Annotated in this window: 14 protein-coding genes; 10 read left to right on the top strand and 4 right to left on the bottom strand. The window is 45.2% G+C overall.

The features are described from left to right. Positions 1-346 precede the first annotated feature (346 nt). Together DWY79_RS20915 and DWY79_RS20910 are read left to right on the top strand one after the other, a co-directional pair. On the top strand, positions 347-2,260 hold the full coding sequence (locus tag DWY79_RS20915) for an Ig-like domain-containing protein (protein ID WP_122370315.1): 1,914 nt from the start codon (positions 347-349) through the stop codon (positions 2,258-2,260). Continuing rightward, positions 2,202-3,071 (top strand): DUF3108 domain-containing protein, encoded by an 870-nt coding sequence (locus DWY79_RS20910; RefSeq protein ID WP_034532330.1) that lies wholly within the window; start codon positions 2,202-2,204, stop codon positions 3,069-3,071. The genes DWY79_RS20915 and DWY79_RS20910 overlap by 59 nt, the downstream gene beginning before the upstream one ends. Before the next feature lie 8 nt (positions 3,072-3,079). Here the strand turns inward: DWY79_RS20910 and DWY79_RS20905 are convergent, their stop codons facing one another. Continuing rightward, positions 3,080-3,967 carry an AraC family transcriptional regulator gene (locus tag DWY79_RS20905; RefSeq protein ID WP_122370313.1) on the bottom strand — a complete coding sequence of 296 codons (888 nt, stop codon included), beginning with the start codon at positions 3,965-3,967 and terminating at the stop codon, positions 3,080-3,082. Between the two features lie 130 nt (positions 3,968-4,097). Between DWY79_RS20905 and DWY79_RS20900 the strand changes: the two genes are divergently transcribed. The 6 genes from DWY79_RS20900 to DWY79_RS20875 all read left to right on the top strand — a co-directional run bounded on the left by DWY79_RS20900 (position 4,098) and on the right by DWY79_RS20875 (position 17,048). Further along, on the top strand, positions 4,098-5,471 hold the full coding sequence (locus tag DWY79_RS20900) for a sugar porter family MFS transporter (protein WP_122370311.1): 1,374 nt from the start codon (positions 4,098-4,100) through the stop codon (positions 5,469-5,471). 10 nt (positions 5,472-5,481) lie between these two features. Continuing rightward, positions 5,482-8,805: a DUF5107 domain-containing protein gene (locus DWY79_RS20895; RefSeq protein ID WP_122370309.1), complete on the top strand. Its 3,324-nt coding sequence runs from the start codon at positions 5,482-5,484 to the stop codon at positions 8,803-8,805. 280 nt (positions 8,806-9,085) lie between these two features. Next, complete coding sequence (locus DWY79_RS20890) at positions 9,086-12,175, top strand: TonB-dependent receptor (RefSeq protein ID WP_121962214.1); 3,090 nt, start codon at positions 9,086-9,088, stop codon at positions 12,173-12,175. Between the two features lie 19 nt (positions 12,176-12,194). Next, positions 12,195-13,736, top strand: coding sequence for a RagB/SusD family nutrient uptake outer membrane protein (locus DWY79_RS20885; RefSeq protein ID WP_122370307.1), 1,542 nt, complete (start codon positions 12,195-12,197; stop codon positions 13,734-13,736). A gap of 55 nt (positions 13,737-13,791) precedes the next feature. Further along, positions 13,792-15,936: an alpha-galactosidase gene (locus DWY79_RS20880; RefSeq protein WP_008774304.1), complete on the top strand. Its 2,145-nt coding sequence runs from the start codon at positions 13,792-13,794 to the stop codon at positions 15,934-15,936. A gap of 14 nt (positions 15,937-15,950) precedes the next feature. Then, positions 15,951-17,048: an aldose epimerase family protein gene (locus tag DWY79_RS20875; protein ID WP_227805646.1), complete on the top strand. Its 1,098-nt coding sequence runs from the start codon at positions 15,951-15,953 to the stop codon at positions 17,046-17,048. A 312-nt stretch (positions 17,049-17,360) separates the two neighbouring features. Here the strand turns inward: DWY79_RS20875 and DWY79_RS20870 are convergent, their stop codons facing one another. The 3 genes from DWY79_RS20870 to DWY79_RS20860 form a co-directional block, all read right to left on the bottom strand. After that, the gene (locus DWY79_RS20870; RefSeq protein WP_008774306.1) at positions 17,361-17,768 is read right to left on the bottom strand and encodes a PaaI family thioesterase; all 408 of its coding nucleotides are present in this window, start codon (positions 17,766-17,768) and stop codon (positions 17,361-17,363) included. A 3-nt stretch (positions 17,769-17,771) separates the two neighbouring features. Then, positions 17,772-19,247, bottom strand: a complete 1,476-nt coding sequence (gene cysS, locus DWY79_RS20865; RefSeq protein ID WP_122370305.1) for a cysteine--tRNA ligase — start codon at positions 19,245-19,247, stop codon at positions 17,772-17,774. A gap of 90 nt (positions 19,248-19,337) precedes the next feature. Next, a complete protein-coding gene (locus tag DWY79_RS20860; protein ID WP_122370303.1) occupies positions 19,338-21,704 on the bottom strand; it encodes an ABC transporter permease in 2,367 nt (788 codons plus the stop codon). A gap of 195 nt (positions 21,705-21,899) precedes the next feature. Between DWY79_RS20860 and DWY79_RS20855 the strand changes: the two genes are divergently transcribed. Both DWY79_RS20855 and DWY79_RS20850 read left to right on the top strand, forming a co-directional pair. After that, positions 21,900-23,267, top strand: coding sequence for a sigma-54 dependent transcriptional regulator (locus DWY79_RS20855; protein WP_199705258.1), 1,368 nt, complete (start codon positions 21,900-21,902; stop codon positions 23,265-23,267). Beyond that, positions 23,264-24,532, top strand: a complete 1,269-nt coding sequence (locus DWY79_RS20850; RefSeq protein WP_122370299.1) for a PAS domain-containing sensor histidine kinase — start codon at positions 23,264-23,266, stop codon at positions 24,530-24,532. Before DWY79_RS20855 ends, DWY79_RS20850 begins: the two co-directional genes overlap by 4 nt. Positions 24,533-24,592: the final 60 nt, after the last annotated feature.

The following is a 24,592-nucleotide window of genomic DNA, read 5'->3' as shown; positions in this document are numbered from 1 at the left end:
GGCATTCAAGTAGGTTCATGAACCGGTTGGGGTGGTATCGGACTTCTATTTTGGCTCTTTTGGGGTGAATTACGGTGAATGGTTTCGCTAGAATAAAAGGTCGTTTTTCGGCATCTATCTATGAGCTAGCGTATTGCTAATTTATTTTCTCGTATTTGAGAGCGAACCGTACTTTAGTCCGAAATATGCGACTTTCCGGAGGGTAAGATGACAAATTGTCAAAATGTCAATCGATGAATCAAACGGAACCTTGTCCTTTGTAAAGATAGATTAATTAGCGTATATATCCTTATCGTTCACAGGATTTTTCCCTATTTTTGTCCCTCAATTGAAATATGAAGATTGAATGGAAGATAAATACGTAAGAAATAGTTTACGGTTCTTTATAGGAGTACTTTTGTTGGCCGTGCTGTACTCGTGCGCGAATATAGCCTCGCCGAACGGGGGGCCTTATGATGAGGCCCCGCCTAAGTTCGTAAGCAGTACGCCGTTGCCTAACCAGATAAACTATAAGGGAAAGAAGGTGGAGATTATCTTTGATGAGTTGATCCAGATCGATAAGCCTACCGAGAACGTGATCATCACTCCACCCCAAATGGAGCAACCCGTTATCCGGGCGAACGGCCGGAAGGCGGTCATCGAGCTGATGGATACGTTGAAGGAGAATACGACCTATACGATAGACTTTACCAATTCGATCTCCGATAATAATGAGAAGAATGTATTGGAGAATTATTCCTTCGCGTTCTCTACCGGCGAATCCATCGACAGTATGGAGGTGTCCGGAGTCTTGCTGAACGCCGAGAATCTGGAGCCTATGCCGGGTATTACGATCGGTGTGCATACGAATCTGGAGGATTCCGCCTTTACGACGATCCCATTTGTCCGTACTTCCCGTACGAACGACAAGGGAGAGTTTACGATTCGTAATATGGCCCCGGGGACCTATCGGATCTATGCCTTGGAGGATGTGATGCGCTCCTATAAGTACAGCCAGCCCGGGCAGCAGATCGCTTTTTACGATTCCTTGATCGTCCCCGCGTTCGAGTTGACGACCCGTCAGGATACGATTTGGAAAGATAGCTTGACGATCGATACGGTGATGACAGTCGGTTATACCCATTTTATGCCGGACAATATCGAGTTGCGCCTGTTTAAGGAGAAAGTAGAGCGTCAATATATGTTGAAGCCGGAGCGTACGGATGAGAAAATACTAACCTTGCGTTTCAATACCTCCTTGGATACTATTCCGGTACCGGTTCCTTTGAATTTCACCCCGGCGGATAGCAATTGGTATTTCTTGCAGACAGCGGAGGAAGGAAAAGCCGTGCATTACTGGTTGACCGATTCTTTGATCTGGAAGCAAGATACGCTGCAAGTGGAGGTGAATTACCTGAAAAGCGATTCCATGAATATACTTCGTCCGCAGACCGATACGGTACAATTTACCGTGCGTCGCCGTCCTGTGGAGAAGAAGAAAAAGAAAAAAGACGATGAGCCGGAACCCATCGAGTTTCTGGGAATGAACGTAAACGCTTCCGGTTCGATCAACCTGTATGATACGGTCGCTGTTACGTTTAGCGAACCGGTAGCGGGGTTAACGAAAGATCATTTCTATCTGGATCAGAAAGTGGATACGCTTTGGGAAGCCGTAGACTTCGATTTCTTTCCGGATACGACGAATTCCTTGAATTTCTTCATCAAGCGCCCGTGGAGATATGGCGAGGAATTCCGTTTGGAAGTAGATTCCGCCACGATATTCAGTGCCTATGGTAAATGGAACGATGTGTATAGCGGGGAATTCAAGATCAAGAAGGAAGATGAGTACGGGCATTTATATATCAATATCGAGGGAGCGGATACCACCGCTTTCGTGGAATTATTGAATAGCAGCGACCAGCCGATCCGTAAGGTGAAGGTAAAAGATGGCGGCGTGCTTTTCATGGACTTGAAACCGGATAAATATTATGCCCGTTTAGTATTAGACGTGAATGATAACGGTGTCTGGGATACCGGTAATTACGCCGATAAACGGCAGCCGGAACTTGTCTTCTATTGCCCGAAGATATTCAATATCATGCAGAACTGGCAAGTGGAGGAGACTTGGAATATCAAGGCTACACCGATGAAACGGCAGAAACCGATCGATATCACGAAGAATAAACCGAAAGAGCTAACGAAAAAGAAAAGAGATTACAAAAATGAGGGAACACAGTCTTCGTCCAATAGGAACAGCGGTGTGGGCGGCTTGCGCTTCTAAACTGTATATATGCGTTTTCTTTTTGTGTGTAGCGAGTCTTACGTCTTTGCGGGCACAAACGTTGCCGTTATCCCATGGGGAACGGGTGGATTACGATCTTTATTTCAAATGGGGGCTGATCATGTCGAAGGCCGGATTGGCTACCCTTTCCGTGAAAGAATCGGAATACCAAGGAGCGCCGTCATGGCATTATAACCTGTTGTTCCGCTCTGCCGGCGTGATCGAGAAAGTCTTCAGGATGCGTGATACGATGGATTGCCATTACTCAAAGGAGCCTCGGCTCTTGTTCAGCTCGAAGCGCACGAACGAGGGAGACTACTATCTGGTGGATAATCTCCAGTTTGAGTATCAAGGAAGCGGTAGGATCGATATCCACTCGCATCGCCATACATTAAAGGAGACGAAGATCGACACGATGCTAATGGCGAAAGGACGTGTATTCGATATGCTGGGAGCTACGATGTATCTCCGTTCGCTGGATTGGCGGACGATGAGTTACGGGGCGGAGTTCCCTTTCATGATCGCTATCGGCCGGGAGCTCGTGAACGCCCGTTTTCGCTATACGGGACAACAGATCGTCGAGCATAAGGAGGCGAAATTCCGTACCCGTCATTTCTATATCGATATCTACGATGAGGCATTTTCCCAAGCCAAGGAAGCGGCGGAGGTTTGGATCGGTGATGACGAGAACCATATCCCGGTAAAGATCCGGGCGAAACTGAAGATCGGGGCGGCGGAGGTCTATTATAAAGACTCCTATAACCTGCGTGCCCCGCTTACTTGCCGTATCGTGGTGCAGAAGAAAGGATGAACGTGGGATCATCCCTTTTTCTGCTTCTTATATTTCCTCGGTGGTATCCCCATCACCTTGCTGAACAGGCGGGAGAAGTAGTAGGTATCTTCAATTCCTATTTTAAAACAAATCTGGTTTATTTTCATGTCGGTAAAGTCCAGCAGTTGGCAAGCTTGCTGGATTTTCAATTGATTGAAGTAGGTGAGTGGGGCGTATCCGGTACGCTTGCTGAATAGCACGGAGAAGTGGGAGGGAGAATAGCCGGTATGGGCCGCTAGATCGGCTAGTGTAAGTCGTTTCTCAAGGTTCTCTTTCATGTAATGGATGGCTGCCGTGACGATATCGTTTGAGTCGGATTCGTCGCGAGCGGCTTCACGGTATTGTTGCAAATAACGTAGTGATCCGAGGTAGTAATGGAAAGCGGAGCAGGCATACAGGAGATTCTCATGGCTATACCCCATTTCCAACGTGTGGAATATTTCTTCGAAAAGATCGTTTCTGTTACTGATGCGAGACTGGATACTTGGTTTGATATCTATCGGGCGATTGGCTTGCCCGGCAAAGTAAGAAGCCAGCTTTCCCTTGAAATGTATCCAGTAGATTGTCCATGGGTTACTTTCGTCCGAACCGTATGCATGAGGTATTCCTGCGGGCAATATGAAATATTGGTTGGCTTTTACGGCATACTCTTGTTCATTGGTACGAAACCAGCCGGCTCCCTCTATACAGTAAATAAAGACAAACTGGCTAATGGGTTCCGTACGTTCCCGGAAGTGATGTAATGCCTTGGGATAATAACCTATATCCGTAATGTGCAGGACCGAGGAAAGTGCGTCTTTCTCCATCTCTTGTACAACAGACAAAGGAAGTACCAATGCCCGTTCGCCATTAAAACCGTCTTTTCGTTTGATCATGGAATCTGTTCGATTATAGATCGCAAAGATATAATTAATTCGAAAGATTGTCCATTAATGAGCTTGTTTTATCTATTTCTCTTTTAGTAGAAAGGCTGTTTCTTTGCACCATAACTTTAATTCTATTATCATGAAGCGTACAACTGCTTACTTATTACTTATTTGCCTTGTCTCTGCCATGGGAGGATTGCTGTTCGGTTACGACTGGGTGGTGATCGGTGGCGCTAAAATATTCTATGAGCCTTTTTTTGGATTGGAAGGATCTGCCGCTCTACGCGGGTGGGCGATGAGTAGCGCGTTGATCGGTTGTTTGGCGGGCGCTTTGCTATCCGGTGAGTGGAGTGACAAATACGGGCGTAAAAAGATGTTGGTTATCGCTTCTTTCCTTTTTGTTTGGTCGGCTTACGGAACCGGGGCGGTCGATAGTTTCACTTGGTTTATACTCTATCGCATTATTGGAGGTTTCGGTATCGGTATCGCGTCGAATGTTTCTCCGGTGTATATCGCGGAAGTGGCTCCGGCATCCGTTCGCGGAAAGTTCGTGTCGCTGAACCAGCTTACGGTTGTGCTGGGTATCTTGATGGCGCAGCTGGCTAACTGGCAGATCGGAGAATACTTTACCCAAGGGAGTGAGGTGTTGAGTGGCGAAAGTGTGGAATGGGCTTGGCGATGGATGTTCTGGGCGGAACTGGTTCCTGCCGGATTATTCTTCGTGCTTTCTTTTACTATACCGGAGAGCCCGCGTTGGCTGGCAATGGTTCAAAAGACAGCCCAAGCTAGGAGTATATTGATGCGTATCGGCGGTGCCTCCTATGCCGATCGGACATTGAACGAATTGGCACAACTGACCGGCAAGCGGGAAGAAAAAAATAATTGGAACGCCTTGCTTCAACCCGGTGTACGGAATGTCTTGATGATCGGGATCGTACTGGCTATCTTCCAGCAATGGTGCGGTATCAACGTGATCTTTAATTATGCGCACGAGATCTTCTCGGAAGCGGGTTATACCGTTTCCGATGTCTTGATGAATATTGTCGTGACAGGGGTGACGAATGTGATCTTTACTTTTGTCGCTATCTATACGGTGGATAAATGGGGTAGAAGGAGTTTAATGTTTGTGGGTTCGGCCGGATTGGCGGTCATATACGCTATCTTGGGGACTTGCTATTTTTTTGAGATAAGCGGTTGGCCGATGTTGCTGTTGGTAGTGATGGCAATAGCCTGCTATGCCATGTCGTTGGCTCCGGTCGTATGGGTCGTGCTTTCCGAGATATTCCCGGTGCGGATACGGGGGATGGCGATGGCGATCTCGACTTTCTTCCTTTGGGTGGCCTGTTTCGTGCTGACCTATACGTTCCCGATATTGAATGAGGTGGTAGGAGCTTCGGGTACCTTCTGGTTGTATGGTATCATTTGCCTGTCCGGATTTCTCTTTATCCGTGCCAAGCTCCCTGAGACGAAAGGTAAGACCTTGGAAGAACTGGAAAAAGAATTAACAAAATAAATAGATTGCAATGGCTGAAAATGTGAAAGTTTGGGAAGAGGATATCCTTCTTCCTACCTACGGTATTGGCAAAGCCGAAAAGAATCCGATGTTCCTTGAGAAGCGTGTCTACCAAGGAAGCAGCGGGGTGGTTTATCCTTATGCGGTAGTGGAAAAGATAGAGGATACCTGCGAAAATAAGAGTTACCATGCTGTATGGATGGAAAACGAATATATAAAGGTAATGATCCTGCCGGAGTTGGGCGGACGTGTACAAATGGCGTACGATAAGATCAAAAAACGCCATTTCATCTACTATAATCAGGTTATTAAACCGGCTTTGGTGGGTCTGACAGGGCCATGGATTTCCGGAGGTATCGAGTTTAACTGGCCACAACATCACCGTCCGAGTACGTTCCTTCCGATTGACTTTACGATTGAACGTTGTGCCGATGGTAGTGCCATTGTCTGGGTGAGCGAACGCGAGCGTATGTTTCACCAGAAGGGAATGGCTGGTTTTACGTTGCGTCCGGGGCGTGCCGTACTCGAAATACAAGGGAAACTATACAACCCTACTCCGATACCCCAGACATTCCTTTGGTGGGCGAACCCGGCGGTGGCTGTGAACGATGCCTATCAATCGGTATTTCCCGCTGATGTAAACGCAGTGTTCGACCATGGCAAACGCGACGTGTCCCGTTATCCGATCGCTACAGGTACGTATTATAAGATGGACTATTCGGCGGGTGTGGATATCTCCCGTTACAAGAATATCCCGGTACCTACTTCCTATATGGCGATCCGTTCCAACTATAACTTTGTGGGCGGTTATGAGAATGATACCCGTGCCGGTGTATTACATGTTGCGAACCATCATATCTCACCGGGTAAGAAACAATGGACTTGGGGGAATGGCGACTTCGGGCAGGCCTGGGACCGTAACCTGACTGACTCGGATGGTCCTTATATCGAATTAATGACAGGCGTGTACACGGATAACCAGCCTGATTTTACTTGGTTACAGCCTTACGAGGAGAAGACTTTCACTCAATACTTCATGCCTTACCGCGAATTGGGTGTAGTGAAGAATGCCTCTTCTGAGCTTTTGATGAATATTGAGCCCGAAGGCAAGGGGGCTTTGCTTAGGATATTCGCTACTTCCGCACAAAAGGACTTGCATATCGTAGTTGAGCGATCTGGCGAGATTTGCTTGGATATGACGGGTGATGTCACTCCTGAGAATATCTTTGAGGTATTTGTGCCTGTCGACAGCCTTACGGATGTAAAAGTGCGTATTTCTAATGACAAAGGAAAGCAAATGCTAGCCTGGGAGCCTGAGCCTGATGTGATCAAGGAGGTGCCCGAGCCGGCTAAAGCGGCACTCGATCCGGCAGATGTCCGTACCACGGAACAATTGTATCTGACGGGTTTACACCTAGAGCAATACCGCCATGCCACTTATTCGGCTACTGATTATTATCAGGAAGCGATCCGTCGTGACCCGACCGATGTCCGCAACAATAATGCCATGGGCTTGTGGTTGATCCGTAAGGGGCAGTTCGCCAAGGCGGAACCTTATTTGCGCCAGGCAGTAAAGACCTTGACCGAACGGAATCCGAATCCTTATGACGGAGAGCCGTTGTATAACCTCGGTCTTTCACTGAAATACCAAGGGAAGACGGAAGAAGCTTACGGCTTTTTCTACAAGGCTTGTTGGAACGCGGCTTGGCAGGATGCCGGGTATTATTCGCTGGCACAGTTATCTGTTGCCCGTGGTGATTGGGAAGAGGCTCTTTATGAAATCGATAAATCATTGGTTCGTAATTGGCATAACCTGCGTGGACGTCATTTGAAGGCTACTATCCTTCGCCATCTGGGGAGAAAAGAAGATGCCTTATCTTTGATAGAAGAATCGCTTCGTATGGATCGTTTCAACTTTGGTTGCGGCTTTGAGAAGTTCTTGCTGACCGGGAATGATGCCGACTGGCAGACTTTGGTCTCCCTGATGCGTCCGGAAGCTCATAATTATGAAGAGTTGGCACTTGACTATGCATCGGCCGGTTGTTGGGAAGAAGCGCTGGATGTGGTAGATAAGGTAATCTGCATGAAGGTGTTGGGGCAGACCATGTTACATTATTATAAATCTTGGTTCCTAATCTGTCTGGACCGGAAGGAAGAGGCGTTGGCCGCTATCCGTGAGGCAGAGCGGCAAACCCCGGATTGCTGTTTCCCCAATGCGCTGGAAGCTATTCTCGCTCTTCAGGCGGTAATTGATTTTGCGGAAGAAACACCGAAGGCGCTTTATTACTTGGGTAACTTATGGTACGATAAACGCCAGTATCCGGAAGCAATTGCAGCCTGGGAAACCTCCATGAAACAAGATGCTACCTTCCCGACCGTATTGCGTAACCTTTCGTTGGCCTATTTTAACAAGCTGGGCAAAGAGGAAGAGGCGGTGAGATTGCTGGAAAAAGCATTCGCTCTGGATACAACAGATGCTCGCGTCCTAATGGAACTTGATCAATTGTATAAACGATTGAATCGCCCGCATACCGAACGGTTGGCATTCTTGGACAAATATAAGGATGTAGCTTTTAGTCGTGATGATCTGTATCTGGAATATCTAACCTTGTTGAACCAGTTAGGGCGTTATGAAGAAGCGATCCACATGATTGATGATCGTCAATTCCACCCATGGGAAGGAGGAGAAGGCAAAGTACCGGCGCAATACCAACTGGCACGTGTTGAACTGGTTAAGAGACTATTGGCAGAAGAAAAGTACACGGAAGCATTATCCCTGATCGAAGAATGTTTCGTTTATCCGCATAATCTAGGAGAAGGGAAACTGTACGGTGCTCAGGAGAACGACTTTAATTATTATAAGGCCTGTGCGTTGAGAGGTGTGGGGAAGAAGGCAGAGGCCGAATCTCTCTTTCTGGAAGCCAGTGTAGGAAACAGCCAACCCGCCGCCGCCGTGTATTACAACGACCAGAAACCAGACAAGATATTCTATCAAGGATTGGCGTTGCGTGAACTAGGACGTGAGGAGGAAGCCCGCAGTCGTTTTAATAACCTGATTTCTTACGGAGAGAAACATTTGTATGATGTCTTTAAAATGGACTACTTTGCCGTTTCTTTACCAGACTTGCAGATTTGGGAAGATGATATGAACAAGAAGAATCGTATCCATTGTAATTATCTGATGGCACTCGGGTATTTGGGCTTGGGGAACGAGGAAAAGGCCATGCGCTATTTTGATATTGCTGCCGGAATGGATAATAATCATCAGGGGGTACAGATACATCGGTCTCAAATAAATAATCCATTAGTGAAACGAAGGGGTTCAAAAACATAGTTTGCGGTGAGGTCGTTAAAAAGCTCTCTTTATACATTGAGTATTCATATATTATGTGGATTTGTATAATGAGAGCTTTTGTTATATGAGTTCAGGTACATGAAGGGTGTTTTTGTATTGTGTCAAAATATAGTCCATCATATAATTATTTTATCTATTTATGACTTTAAGTGAATCGTGTTACTTTGTGGTATCCTTAAGTCCGGATTTAGTTAGATTTTTTTGGTAAAAGAATGTTTGGGAGATCAGGAACTAGTATTAATTAAATCATTTTAGTATTATGAAAATTATTGAGATGAATAAGAGAGGGAGATATTCTCATACCCTATTTGGGCATAAAGTTGTCCGACTGTTATTGGCTGCCTCTCTCCAATGTGGCTTATTTGTTCCTTATGTTTTTGGGGATAATAATTTGCACATTAATATAATGAATCAAGATGGGGTCGTGAGTGGTCTCGTGCGTGATGCGACAGGAATGCCTTTGATCGGGGTTTCTGTAGTGGTAAAAGGGACGATGCAGGGAGTTGTTACCGATATGGATGGTAAATTTAGTTTGGAAGTTCCACGAGGTAGTGTCTTGGTGTTCTCTTATATCGGTATGCAATCGGTTGAAATGAGTGTAACCGATCAAAAAGATTTGAATATTGTTATGAAAGAAAACTCGGAAGCTATTGACGAAATAATTGTTGTAGGTTATGGTACAGTGAAGAAAAGTAATTTGTCAGGTGCGGTATCGTCTGTATCTTCCAAAGACTTGCAGAAGTTACCAGCAGCTAATTTGAGTCAGGCATTGCAAGGTAATGCACCGGGGTTGTATTCTTTACAAAGTAGTCGTGATCCGGGTGCGAGTGTTTCGTTAAGTATTCGTGGAAAAAATTCATTTTCAGGAGGTGACCCATTATTTATTGTTGATGGTTTTCCTATTGCGTCTGGTGGAGGAGTGAATGCGATTAATCCTAATGATATTGAATCGGTTAGTATTTTGAAAGATGCGTCTTCGACTGCTATTTATGGGGCACGTGCCGCAAATGGAGTTGTTTTGATTACTACTAAATCCGGAAAAATAGGGAAACCTGTCTTAGAGGTAAATGCTTATTGTGGTATTAAGTTCTTTAATAATCCGATAGAAATGATGGATGCTCAGTCGTTTGCTCAATTGCGTAGAGAATCCTATGAAATGGATGGAATAACTATGCCTTCTAACGCTTTCTTACCTGCAGAGCAGCAGATGCTTGATCGTGGGCAAAGTACAGATTGGTGGAGGGAAACAACAGGATCGGCACGGCTGACACAAAATTACCAGGTATCTTTCAGCTCTGGTACGGAAACGACTAAGGTGCATGTCGGTGCCGGTTTCTTTGATGAACAAGGTATTGTTAATAATTCAGGATATAAACGTGGTAGTTTGCGTTTTAATGCTTCGCAGAAATTTGGAGACCGTGTTACTGTATCTACTTTTAATAATATTAGCTTGATGGCTAAAAAAGGTACGAACGAGACAAACGTACTGTTTCCTGCTATGGTAGGTAATCCGATGTCACCTGTTAGAAATGAGAACGGTGAGTATTATGCGATGATTCAAAATGCTTTAGGTACTCCTCGGGCAAATCCTGTGGCTTTTTCCGAATTACCTAAAAATAATGAAATAGAACCTTTGATTAATACATCTTTGGCTTTAGAAGTTAAACTGATTGATGGATTGAGGTTTAAAACTCAAATATCAGGTGAAATAGATAATTATAAAAAGAATTTTTATAACCCCCGCTCTATCAGTGGAGAAGATGAGGTGAACGGGCGTATTAGTGGTGGTTATGCATTGGTGACATCTTCTGTAAACTATAATTGGATCAGTGAAACGACTTTGATGTATAATAAAACGTTTAACCAGATACATAATATAGATGCTGTTGTAGGCTTTTCTGCTCAACAGAATCGATGGGAAACTGTTACTGCTTCAGCCTCTGGTTTTGCGAGTGATGTATATGAATCATTTAATTTGGGTGCAAGTTCTGCTGCGGCTCGTAAGCCGTCTTCTAATTTAAAAGAGTGGAGCATGGTTTCTTATATTGGAAGGGTCGTTTATACATTACGAGATAAGTATATTTTTACAGGGAATATGCGTGTAGATGGTTCCTCACGCTTTGGAGAGAATAATAAATATGGCTATTTCCCTAGTGGGGCTGTTGCTTGGAAGGTCTCCGAAGAGAATTTTATGAAAGATATTGATTGGTTGTCTGATATGAAACTACGTGCCAGTTACGGACTTTCAGGAAATGCGAATGCATTGGAACCTTATCAAACCATGTCTAAATTATCATATGCGCCTTATAATTTTAATTCTCTGGAAGCCCCCGGTTATTATGAATCGAATATGCCATCGGCAGATTTGAAATGGGAAACAACGAAACAATTAGATTTAGGACTTGATTTCTCTGTTTTCAATCGTCGTTTAAATATTGTATTTGATTATTATGCGAAAAATACGAAAGACTTGATACGAGCTATTGACATACCTGCGGTGTCTGGCTTTCCAAGTACCTATGTAAATATGGGTAATTTGCGAAACAGGGGTGTTGAGCTTGGTATTAATTCGATTAATCTGGATGGAGAGTTCGTTTGGAAAACTTCTTTCATGATTGCGACTAATAAGAACAAACTGACTTCTTTGGGAGATGGTTCTGATAAAATTGGAACGAGCCATTGGGTAGGTAAACCTATTGGCATCGGTAATCGGTATATGATACAGGCTGACGGAATATGGCAATCAGATCAAAAGGAAGAGGCTGCGAAGTATGGTTCTGTCCCAGGTGACGTGAGATATATCGATCAGAATAAGGACGGAAAAATAAATGATGAGGACCGTGTGTTTGTTGGTTCTTATTATCCGAATTTTTATGGCTCTATGACGAATGATTTCGCTTATAAGAATTTTGACTTGAGCGTATTTATGACTTTTGAACAGGGACGTGATATTTATAATGGCAACAATTATATACTTCTTTCTGGTGCCGGAGTTGATAATAACCGCATTGAAATGTTGGAACGCTGGACTCCTTCCAATCCTAGTAATAAATATCCGAGAGCTTCTGCTACCTCAAAAAACAGATTGAGTACTACGACCAGTGAATTTCTGGAAGACGGAAGTTATTTGAAAATAAAGAACATAACATTAGGGTATACAATCCCTTCTAAAATTATATCGAAAGCCGGTATGTCTTATTTCAGGGTTTATGCATCCGTCAATAATCCGTTTACATTTACTAAGTATACGGGCTTGGATCCGGAAGATGGTGATATTTGGAACAATGACAGAAAGAGTACGTATCCTATTACTACCAACTACATGTTGGGATTACAATTAAAGTTCTAATTTTAAAGATTATACTACAATGAAGAATTCAATTAAATATATATTGCCCATCTGTGCTTTATTCTTTGCTTCTTGCGAAGATTTTCTGAAAGAGGAACCAAAGTCGTTTCTTTCGCCTGACAACTTCTATCAGACAATGGATGATATCAATGCCGGTTTAAATGCCGTATACCGTGCTCCTTATGATCGGTATTCTGCGAATTGGGCATCTCCTTGTTGGTTTGAATGGGGAACAGATATAGAAGAAATAACGGATAAGTCTACTTGGGCGCACCATAATGAGATAGCTCGTTTGCCATCGACTTTTAATGCGTCTTCAACTATACCGGAGGATTTTTGGAAATATACTTATAATCACTTGAAGGATGACAATAACCTATTAAAAGCTTTACCGAATGTACCTATCAGTGGTGAAGAAAAGAAGCTGATCGAAGGCCAGGCACGGGCTTTGCGGGCTTTTCTTTATTTTGATGCCGTACGTGTGTATAATGGTGTTCCTCTATTATTGGAGTCGTCTACTGATCTGGAGTTTTTGAAAACTGTTTCGCGGGCAACACCGGAAAGCATCTATGAAGCGATTATCGCTGATCTGGAATATGCGAAAGAGGTATTGCCTGATCGTTGGAATAATGCATCTGATTGGGGGCGTATCACAAGTGGCGGCGCAGCGGCTATGCTTGCAAAAGTTTATTTGACGATGGCTGGATACCCATTGAAACAAACCGACAAGATGGAAAAGGCGAGAGTGCTGCTGGAAGAATTTGTCGAGAAGAAAACGTATGGAGCGCATTATAGATTGCTTCCTGAATATTCTCAATTGTTTGATGAGGCCACAGGGCCTGGTGATGAAGGTGTTTGGATCATAAATTTTACGAGGGGAACTTTCGGACAGGGCAGTCAATGGCATACAGAGTTTGCTCCGCTTGAGTTGTATTATGCTCAAGGATTTGGCTTGACTTATGGCGGTGGATGGAGTAATGGCTTGCCTACGGATCGTTTTTATAATAGTTATGATCAAGAAAAAGATAAACGTTTCAAATATACTTATTGGAGTTCAACGGCAGAAATACCGGATGAGTTCGATGCGATCGTTCCGAAAGATGAAAATGGGAATCCTCAGCATATCGCATTTTATCGTCCTCATATTAAAAAGTTTAGAGAAAAAATGCCTAATGACAATTCACAGGGGAGTGGGTTAGACCATTCTATTATTCGTTATGCGGACGTCTTGTTGATGTATGCCGAAGTATTGAATGAGTTGGGTAATTCTAAATGTTATGAATATATCAATATGGTACGTGAAAGAGCGGGTTTGGAACCTTTACAAACAATGAGCAAAGATGCGTTCAGAGAACATTTAATGTTAGAAAGGGCTTGGGAACTTTGTTTTGAAGGTGACCGAAAATTTGATTTGTTGCGTTGGGGTGTTTATTGTACCCGTACACCGGAGTGGAACCCACAGGTTAAAGGGAATATTCAGGAAGGAAAGCATGAGTTCTGGCCTATACCTAAATCTCAACGAGATGTTAATGTGAATCTGACACAAAACCCCGGATGGTAATTTATGGGTAAAACAAGTATATTTAGTAACTAATTAAAAGATCAGTATGAAGTTTATGAAAAAGTTTTTTATCGTATTATTTGTTTTTGCCACGGGCATTATCCGAGCACAAACAGAACCGATTACCACTGCTAATGACGGGAAATCATGGACTTTGGAAACCAAGTCGTCTATTTACCAAATCGGTTCTTCGGATCAGGGAGTGGTAGGTATGTATTATTTTGGAAATAAAAGTCAGGATCCGACAAAGCTTCGTTATCCTTTGGGAGAAGAAGTGACAGTAAGAGGTGGATATTCGGCAACTACTCCGATGCTTGAGATTGTTTTTAAGGATCGGGTAAGAGATGTGGAGCTTACTTATGTCGGCTCGGAAATACAGACAGTGGATGGATATAAGACGTTAGTTATTCACCAGAAAGATAAATTTTATCCGTTATCGGTGACTGAATATATCCGTGTATTACCCGAATACGACTTGCTGGAGAAGTGGATGGAAGTAAAAAATACCGGTAAAAAGGATATGATCGAAATAGAGAATGCACAGTCCGGAACATTCTTTCTTCCTCAGAATGCCTATGAGTTGACACATTTGGCGGGTATATGGGGATATGAATATCAGCCGAATGTTACAAAACTGACTCAAGGAGTGAAAACTTTTCAAGTGAAAGATTTCCGGTCTTTCGGTTCCTCTTTCTTTGCGGTTCGTCCTGAAGGTGAACAGATGGAAACTTGTGGAGAGGTGTGGTTTGGTAGCCTCCAGTATAGCGGTAACTGGCGTATGGATCTTGAAAAGTATCCTCGCGGAGAGCTTCAGGTAACAGGAGGAATTAACTTTTGGGATCAGTCGCTGATGCTTAAACCGGGGAAAAGCTTTACAACTCCTAAGATGATCATCGGTTATACTTGCCGGGGAATGGAAGGGGTTTCTCAAAACTTGGCTTCTTATACGCGTGAGAAGATTCTTTATCCCTCTCATCGTTCGAAAGTACGTCCGGTATTGTATAATAGTTGGTATGCTACGACATTTGACGTGAATGAAGAGCATCAATTAGCTTTAGCGAAAATAGCGAAGGAACTGGGTGTGGAGATCTTTGTGATTGATGATGGTTGGTTTAAAGGCCGTATTAATGATAAAGGCGGACTAGGGGATTGGACGGTCGATAAGAATAAATTTCCAAATGGCTTGCAGCCCATGATTGATAAGATTAATGCGATGGGATTGGATTTTGGCATTTGGATAGAACCGGAAATGGTTAATCCGAATAGTGATTTGTACCGGACCCACCCGGACTGGGTATTCCATTATCCTAACCGGACACGTCATGAAGGGCGCAATCAGTTGATGTTGAACCTTGCGCGTGAGGATGTATATCAATATTTGTACGATAGCTTCTCTAAATTATTGCGTGAGAATAATATCAAATTTATTAAATGGGACATGAATAAATCCTTGACTGATCCGGGATTTCCTTCTGCTCCATCGGATGAACAACGGGCAGTCCGTATTAAATATGTAGAAAACTTATATCGTTTACTGGAAACTCTACGTGCTGAATTCCCGGATGTATGGTTTGAAAATTGTGCGAGTGGAGGTGGTAGGGTTGACCTAGGGATGATGGCACGTACTGATTTCTCTTGGGCCAGCGACAATACAGATCCGGTGGAGAGGACATTTATACAATATGCTTTCCTGAATGCGTTCCCTTCTAATTCAATGATTAGCTGGGTGACACATGAAGATTGGCATAAGCAGAATCACCCGTTGGAATTTAAATTTGATGTATCTATGTGCGGGGTGCTGGGCGTTGGTTATGATATAACGAAATGGACTGACAAGGAAAAAGCTGTGGCACGTGAGAAAATTGCCCGTTATAAAGAAATCCGGGAAACAGTTCACAATGGTGACCTTTATCGTTTGGTTTCACCTTATGAGAATAACCGGAGCGTACTCCAGTTTGTAAATAAGGCAAAGACTGAGGCGGTTGTGTTTGTATATAACCTGGCAGAATATCCGGATAATGCGATACTCCAGACGAAACGATCTAAATTGATAAAGTTACGTGGGCTTCAGCCGGAAGTTTCTTATAAAGTTGAAGGGATAGATGGAACATATAAAGGAGCCCAACTGATGGATATCGGCATCCAATTCCCTGTTCGTGGGGCGTTTAAGAGTGGTATATTTAAAATAGTAAAACAATAAACATAGTCTTGTTGATGAAATTACTATCTGCATCAACCTTCAGCGGAGGAAGCCCGACTTCTTCCGCTGAACTGATTACGTTAAGGAACCGTAATGGGCTTGTCGCTCAGTTCACCAACTATGGTGCCCGTTGGGTCAGTATGTGGACACCCGACCGTAACGGTAACTTGTCTGATGTTATCCTTGGGTTCGATACGATCGATGGTTATCTGAAAGCGGGGGAAAGATATCACGGTGCCATTGTAGGCCGTGTTTGCGGACGAATCAGTAATGCGCATTTCAAAATAGGAAAGCGGGAGTATCCGCTAGCTTCCAATGATGCCTATGGTACACCTGTTCGTAACCATTTACACGGTGGAATCAATGCTTTTCATAACTGTTATTGGAAATCCCATACCTATATTACCCCCTTGGGAGAGGAGGCGGTCGAGTTCACAAATATTTCACAAAACGGTGAGGAGGGTTATCCCGGCAACCTGCATGTAAAAGTTACTTATTCGCTGAGGGAAGATAATGCTCTCAGGATGGAATGTGAAGCAACGACTGATCGTCCGACTCCTGTTAACTTGACGAATCATGCTTTTTTCAACTTGCAATCCTCTTCCTTGATACCTGGTGAAATGAATGTATTATCCCATTTGCTTGTTCTCAATGCCTCTGCTATTATTGCTTGCGACAGCGAGCTGATCCCGACCGGGCAGCTGTTGCCGGTTGATGATACACTGCTGGATTTCCGTGTATCTCGTACTATAGCCTCGTCGTTAATGCGGGAACATTCTCAAATACAGAAGGGTAAAGGTTTCTCTCTAGCTTATGCTTTGGATGAAGCGGAAGAGGGCGGATTGAGCTTTGCCGCTCGTTTGTCGGATGAAATTAGCGGAAGAAAGATGGAGATTTATACCAATCAGCCCTCTGTTCAAGTGTATAATGGCTATTTTATGGATGGAACAGATATCGGGAAGGAGCAAACTCGCTATTATGCTAGTGCTGGTATCGCTATCGAACCTCAGGGTTATCCGGATGCTCCCAACCAGCCCTCTTTCCCTTCTATCTTGATTGATGAGACGAAAAAGTACCGGCATATTACTGAGTACCGTTTTTCTTTGGATTGAGATTCTCTTTATTTTATTCCCGAAGTCCCCAACTCGGTTGAGAGTTGGGGCGGGAATGCTTTATATGGATAGGGATAGTTCTTATGAAACAGAAGGCTTATGTTGTAGGCCCCGTTTGTACAAGAGCAAATGTAATTTATGTTTTTGGAATAAAGGAGCTAAAACGGGGGGGCTGTTGTGACAAATGGTCAATTGTTATATGACATTTAGATTTTAATTTTTGAAATAGAGTGAGTTATAGAAGGCCCTATAAATGAGAAAAGCCTTTGAGAATTCGTTCCCAAAGGCTTTCTTTATTAGGTTTGAATGATTTTACACCAATGGTTCGAAAGGCAATTCCGTATCTTTCCGGTAACCCGTACCGTTAAAAGTAGCGATTAATTCTCCGCTCTCATTCGTGATCCGGACTTCGCAATTCGCTAATCTTTTATGGCTGAAAGCCTCTTTTGCCTCCGCATATAAATAGCCCTTGCTCTCGGCTTTGAAAAAATTGATAGTGGAGGTGATGGACAAGGTAAGTCGTGCGTGGCTATTGGTAGCTGCCGCGAACGCTAAATCCGCCAAGGTAAAGATCGCTCCTCCTTGACATACGCCACCTCCATTCAGATGTTCCGGTTTAATAAGCATACGTGCCTTCGCGTAACCATTACCGGTTTCCAATAGTTCTACACCCGCTAGCAAGGCGAATTTGTCACCTTGAAGAAACTCTTGAATCGTCATAGCTTATTTGCTTAGTTTCCATTCCGCACCATCCTTGGTATCCTTTATCTCGAATCCCATCGCGGTTAATTCGTTACGGATTTTATCGGAAGTCGCCCAGTCTTTGTTTGCCTTCGCTTGTTGGCGGATGGATAATAATAAGTCTACGGCCTTGCTGAAAGTCTCGTAATTACTGCCACCTGCGGAAGCCTCGTCTTTCATACCTAGGATGTCGAACAAGAACAAGTGGAATACCTCTTGTAATTCTTTCAGGTCCTCCTCGGTTATGGTAGCCTTGCCGTCTTTTATCGAATTGATCGCACGGGCGGCATCGAATAGATGAGAAATCACGATCGGTGAGTTCAAATCGTCATTCATGGCCTCGAAACATTTCTCACGAAGACCTCTCGTGTCTACAGTAGAGGTAGCGGACGGTTTCAACTTCATCAAATGTCCGTATGCCTCCATCAAGCGTGACAAGCCCTTCTCGGCAGCTTGCAAAGCCTCATTGCTGAAATCAACCGTGCTGCGGTAATGCGCTTGCAGGATGAAGAAACGGATGGTCATGGCGGAATACGCTTGTTGCAAGGAGGCGTGATCGCCCGTGAAAAATTGATCCAGCGTGATGAAATTGCCCAGCGACTTACCCATCTTCTGCCCGTTGATGGTGATCATATTGTTGTGCATCCAATAATGAACCATATCATCTCCTTGGGAAGCCACGGCTTGCGCGATCTCGCATTCATGGTGCGGGAAGATCAAGTCCATGCCACCCCCGTGGATGTCGAAATGCTCCCCGAGGTATTTCTTGCCCATAGCGGTACATTCGCAGTGCCAACCGGGGAAGCCGTCGCTCCACGGAGACGGCCAACGCATGATATGCTCCGGCTGGGCGCATTTCCAAAGGGCGAAGTCGATGGCGTTATGCTTCTCGTCCTGCCCGTCCAACGCGCGGGTCGTATTCAACATATCCTCGATATTGCGACCCGAGAGGATGCCGTATTTATGATCTTTATTATATTTCTCTACGTCGAAATAGACGGAGCCTTGACTCTCGTAAGCGTAGCCGTTATCCAGAATCTTCTTGACTAACTCGATTTGTTCGATAATATGTCCGGAAGCGTGCGGCTCGATGCTGGGAGGAAGTACGTTCAGCGCATCCATCGCTTGATGATAACGATTGAGGTAATATTGAACCACTTCCATCGGCTCCAACTGTTCTAGCCGTGCCTTCTTGGCGATCTTATCCTCCCCATCATCGGCATCGTGCTCCAGATGCCCTACATCCGTTATATTACGTACATAACGCACTTTATATCCTAGGTGGGTAAGGTAACGGAATAGCAAGTCGAACGTGATCGCCGGACGTGCGTGTCCCAAGTGGGCGTCACCATAAACCGTGGGGCCACATACGTACATACCTACATGCGGCTCGTGCAGGGGTATGAATTGCTCCTTCTTTCTCGTAAGCGTGTTGTAAATATTCAATGGATGTTCCATATTCTATTATATATTTAGGAATCGCGAACTTACATAAAATCCTTGGTATTATCAAGCTGATCGTGAATAGTCTGTAGTTTTCATAGGCATTCATTGACTCTTGATGACTTCCGACGGATTCTCATTGGCTGCCTTACATACCTGTTCACGTATCGTACCTAGAACCATGCTGGTAATGGTGATGAATATTCCCACCAACCACCAGATATGGATTTGGATGCGATAGGCGTAGCCTTGCAACCAGTAGTTCATGACGAGATAGCTGATCGGGAAAGCGATGATTCCGGCGATGACAATTAATCGCATGTATTCCTTGAAGAACAAGAAAATGATCTCGGAGGCTTTCGAGCCTACTACTTTCCGGATAGCGATCTCTTTACGCCGCCGTTTCGTGGAGGCTGTAGCGACGGCGTAGATGCCGAACAAGGAGATTAGCAAACAGGCGAAAGCGAGGAACGAGAATATTTTCAGCCCGACGATCTCGGATTGGTTCAGTTGATCGTAAAGCGTTCCGATCGGGGTGATCCGGGTATCCGCTAATGTCGGGTCTATCTTGGGCAGTAGCTCCGTGATATGGTGGGCGATGTTTCCTTCCTCGCCCGGTATGACCCGGATATACAGATTATTCACCAGTCCACCCGAAGGAATGAATAGCATCGGATGGATACTTTCCCGGAAAGATAGCGCATGGAAATCGTTGACGACACCGACGATCTCGTATTCTTTGATCACGCTGAAATCTGACCACCACGGCATACGGATGATGCTGCCGACTGGGTCTTGTAAGCCCATGGCACGAACCGCCGACTCGTTGAGCACGACACTAAGTTCGTTGCCTTCTGTCCACCATCGGCCCATTAACATCTTTAGGTCGAAGGTCTCACCAAATCGGTGATCGGTTCCATAGAGGTGGAAGTCCACCTTTGTGTCCAGCGGTTTTCCCTCCCATTCCACATTCGTGAAGATCGCCATGGGATCGACATGATGTTGAGGCTTAAAGTTCGTGTCGGTGAAACTTTTGACCTGCGGCAGGGCACTTAACTCTTGCATCAACGTGGATTCTATTTTCCCGGATACGTCTACGAAGCCGGATAGTTGGATAAGGCCTTTTGGATCGAAACCTAAATCTTTTTGATTTACGAATCGCATTTGCTCCATGACAACCAGCGATGCTACGATGAACAGGATACTGATCATCAATTGTAAGGTCACGGCCATGCGGCGTAACAAAAGGGGTTTGACTGTCTCTTTGGGAACGAGCGAGGTGGTTGCCGTATGGCTGAACTGCCCGAAGAATACTAATCCTGCACATTGGAGGATGAGGAATGTATCTATACCTACCCCTGCGAAAAGAAACAGGAACCGGCCCATCTCCAAATCAATCTCCAGCCATCGGGCGAAAAGCGGCTTGACTTGGACTATGAAGATCAAGGCTACCAACAAGGATGCAAGTACGGAACAGCCTAGCTCGACAGACATTTGTTCGATCAATTGCTTTCTCGTTGCGCCGTTGACCGTTCGTAAACGCCATTCCCGCACACGTTGCCGAAAGAGATCCATATAGGAATTCAAGAAATTGAAGAGGGCGGCAAACAATAATAGGGCACCAGATACGACAAACAAGCCGATGAAATTTAAGGTAAAGGGTGTATCTTCATTCAGATGATGCCGGATCTCACGGATGGGGAGTGTTCGCAACTCGATCTCCTTGTTCACCCCAACACGTTCGGGCACATCTTTAATTTGGTTAGCAAGGGTTTCTGTAGTTACACTCGGATGGAGCTTAACGTACAAGCTCATGACAAAGAAGCTCCATTGTGCCTCGGGTGGTAACTGGGCGAAATATTGTATCATGTTATGGTTGATAATCGCATCGAACGGTAAGTTGGTATGGGATGGTGAATCCTTGACAACGGCCGTGACGGTGTAAGGGGGCAAGGAGGTATTCATCAAGGTCTGGATTTGTTGCCCGATTGCCTTTTCCGCTTCACCAAACAGGCGGGTTGCCATACTTTCGCTTAGGATCATTGTATTCGTGATTTGTAACGGATGGTCGATCTCGCCACAAACGAATGTTTGCGGGAATACGTCCAAAAACGTACTGTCGGAATAAAGCATATTCAGCTGGATATAAGGTATTTTTGGGGTTCGGCAATTTTCCGGCGAAAGCATTACTACGGTAGAAGCCTCGATTGCTGGGATATACTGGCGTAAGCTATTCTCGATGCCTTTAGAGGAGCCTTTATTTACTTTCCCGGATTGTTTCTCGGCGCTATAGACACGGTAGATGGATTCGGAATCCTTGTAGAAAGAATCGTAAGTGGTCTCATGATCCATCCAATAGAGTATGGGCACGAAACAGACGAGGGCGAAAGCCAGCCCTAGGATACTGATGGAGGCGCTGACTTTATACTTCCAGATGTTTTTGAAGGCAATGACACAGTAATGTATTAACATGGCAATTCCGTTTTTTGATGATATCGCTGATGACTCAATTTCGCTGAATCCGACTCAAATATTATGCCATAAATGTAACGTATTAGAAAATAGAATCATAGAAAAATCTGTATTTCTTCATGTAGTGCGATAGCGTACATTTTTTGTGCGATAATGCACGTACAAGCTGTCTTTATTCCCTTTATCTTTGTCCGTATGGAAGAAAAAGGAAAGATATTGATCATCGACGATAATAAGGATGTGTTGTTCGCATTGAACTTACTGTTGGAGCCGTACATGCAAAAGGTCAAGGTAACGACACAACCGGCACGCATCGAGTATTTCATGCGGACGTTTCAACCGGACGTGGTCTTGCTGGATATGAATTTCCATCGGGATGCCGTGAGCGGGCAGGAGGGTTTTGAGTATTTGGGACAAATCTTGGAGATCGATCCGCAGGCGGTCGTGATCTTCATGACGGCCTATTCGGATATAGAGAAGGCGGTCAAGGCCATTAAGGTTGGCGCTACCGATTTCATCTCCAAGCCGTGGGAAACGGAGAAGTTGCTGGCTACCCTCTCGTCGGGCATTCGATTGAGCCATTCCCGTAAGGAGGTCGGACGTTTGCGGGAGCAGGTGAAAGCCATGAAGGCGGACGACACATTGCCGGAATTGATCGGTGAGTCGCCAGCGATGCTGAAGGTAAAGGATACGATCTACAAACTCGTGGAGACTGACGCGAATATATTAATTACCGGCGAGAGCGGTACGGGAAAAGATTTGGTTGCCCGTTTGTTGAGGCATTACTCGCCCCGGCGTGACGATGCTTTCGTGACGATCGATTTGGGAAGCATCCCGGAACAATTATTTGAGAGTGAGTTGTTCGGCTATGAGAAAGGAGCCTTCACGGATGCCCGACGGTCTAAGTCGGGACGGATGGAGATGGCCTCCGGTGGTACGCTCTTTCTGGACGAGATCGGTAACCTGTCCTTGCCGATGCAGTCTAAATTGTTGACGGCTATAGAGAAACGTCATATCACCCGTTTGGGAGCGGTGGAGCCGATCTCGATCGATGTCCGTTTGATCTGCGCCACCAACGCCAATCTGCGTCAGCTGGTGGGCGAGGGGAGTTTCCGGCAAGACTTGCTCTATCGGATCAATACCATAGAGATAGCCATACCACCGCTGCGTGAGCGGGGAGAGGATATCTTGATGCTGGCCGATCATTTCCAGAGGCTGTATAGCCGGAAATACAAGAAAACGATCAAAGGGTTGAGCCGGGAGGCGGGGAGTAAGCTGATGAAATACCCTTGGCCCGGTAATGTCCGGGAGTTGCAGCATGTTTTGGAGCGAGCCGTGATCTTGAACGAGGGCACGGTGCTGAGACCGGATGATTTCCCTCTCTATACGGCCTCGTACGAGCGAAAGAAGGAACCGGACCCTGATTTGAATCTGGAACAAGCCGAGCGGAAAATCATTGAGCGAGCCTTGCGGCAAAGCAACGGTAATATGAGCTATGCCGCCGAGCTATTGGGTATCACCCGTTTTTCCTTGTATCGTAAAATAGAGAAGTTCGGCTTATGAGATCGTATGCGTTCACGGTCGTCTCGCACATCCTAGGCATCGTCTTGTCTACGGGACTCCTGTTCTATTGCGTGCATGAGGAGATTATCTTTTGTCCTACTTTTTGCGGGATCGCGATCTTGTATTTCTCGATTCATCTTTATTTCATACAGATGCGGCAGGTGAAGTATTGGCGTTATGTGGTGGATTGCTTGCGGCAGCAAGACTTGATCCAGATCGTTCGTTCACCTTACGAGGATAAGGTGATGCGGGAGTTGGCGGACGATTTGTCCGCGGCCCTGCGATCCTTGCGTGGCCGATTGATGGACGAGGAGGTGAGGCGGCAGTATTTTGAGAGTCTGTTGAATAAGGTGGACACTGCCGTACTCGTTACTGACAGGGAAGGGGCTATTGAATGGAAGAACCGGGCCGCCGACGCGTTGCTGGATACGAGGTGTCGGTTACCCAATGAGTTCTTGGAGGCTATCAAGGCGGGGAAGACGGTGGTGCGTTACGGAAAACCATCCGTTCCGCAAGATTGGGCGATCGATGCCACTCGTATCGACTTGCGAGGTTGCGAGCGTTGGATCGTCAGCTTGAAGAACATCCATTCTACCTTGGAGCGGAATGAGATGGAGGCTTGGCAGAAATTGATCCGTGTCTTGACGCACGAGATCATGAACTCCATCACACCCGTTATCTCGTTGTCCGAGACTTTGAGCAAGCGTTGCAAAGCAGATCCGGATGATGTCCGGAATCGTTCGTATATCCAGCATGGGGTGAATGTCATCCATCGCCGGAGTAAAGGGTTGCTGGATTTCGTTGAGAATTACCGGAGATTGACCCGGATCGCCTCTCCGGTAAAGACCCGTATCTTAGTGAAAGATTTCTTTTCGGATTTAAGGCGTTTGTGCCCGGAGCCTTCTATCCGTTTCCGCTTGCCGGACGAGCCTTTGGAATGGTTTGCGGATCGGGCGCAGATGGAGCAGGTCTTCTTGAACTTACTGAAGAATGCTTGTGAGGCTTGTGCGGAAAAGTCAAACCCCGAGATTATCGTGGCGGCTCAGCGGGAGGGAAACGAACTCGTCTTTACCGTGCGAGACAACGGTATCGGTGTCTTACCCGAGGTTATCGACCGGGTTTTTGTACCTTTCTTCACCACCAAGCCCTCCGGCTCGGGTATCGGTTTAAGCATCTGTAAGCAAATAATCACCTTGCATGGCGGCCATATCTCGGTAGAATCCGAGAATGGAAAGGGTAGCTGTTTCTTTTTGTACTTTAATTGATTATCAGTCTGTCTTATGCTGATATAGGTAGACACATTCAATAACAATAAAATGTGTAAT

Source organism: Parabacteroides sp. AF27-14 (assembly GCF_003635425.1).
Classification (GTDB): Bacteria; Bacteroidota; Bacteroidia; order Bacteroidales; family Tannerellaceae; genus Parabacteroides; species Parabacteroides distasonis.
The sequence above is the reverse complement of the archived record's forward strand: the minus strand, read 5'-3'. Positions and strand labels throughout refer to the sequence as shown.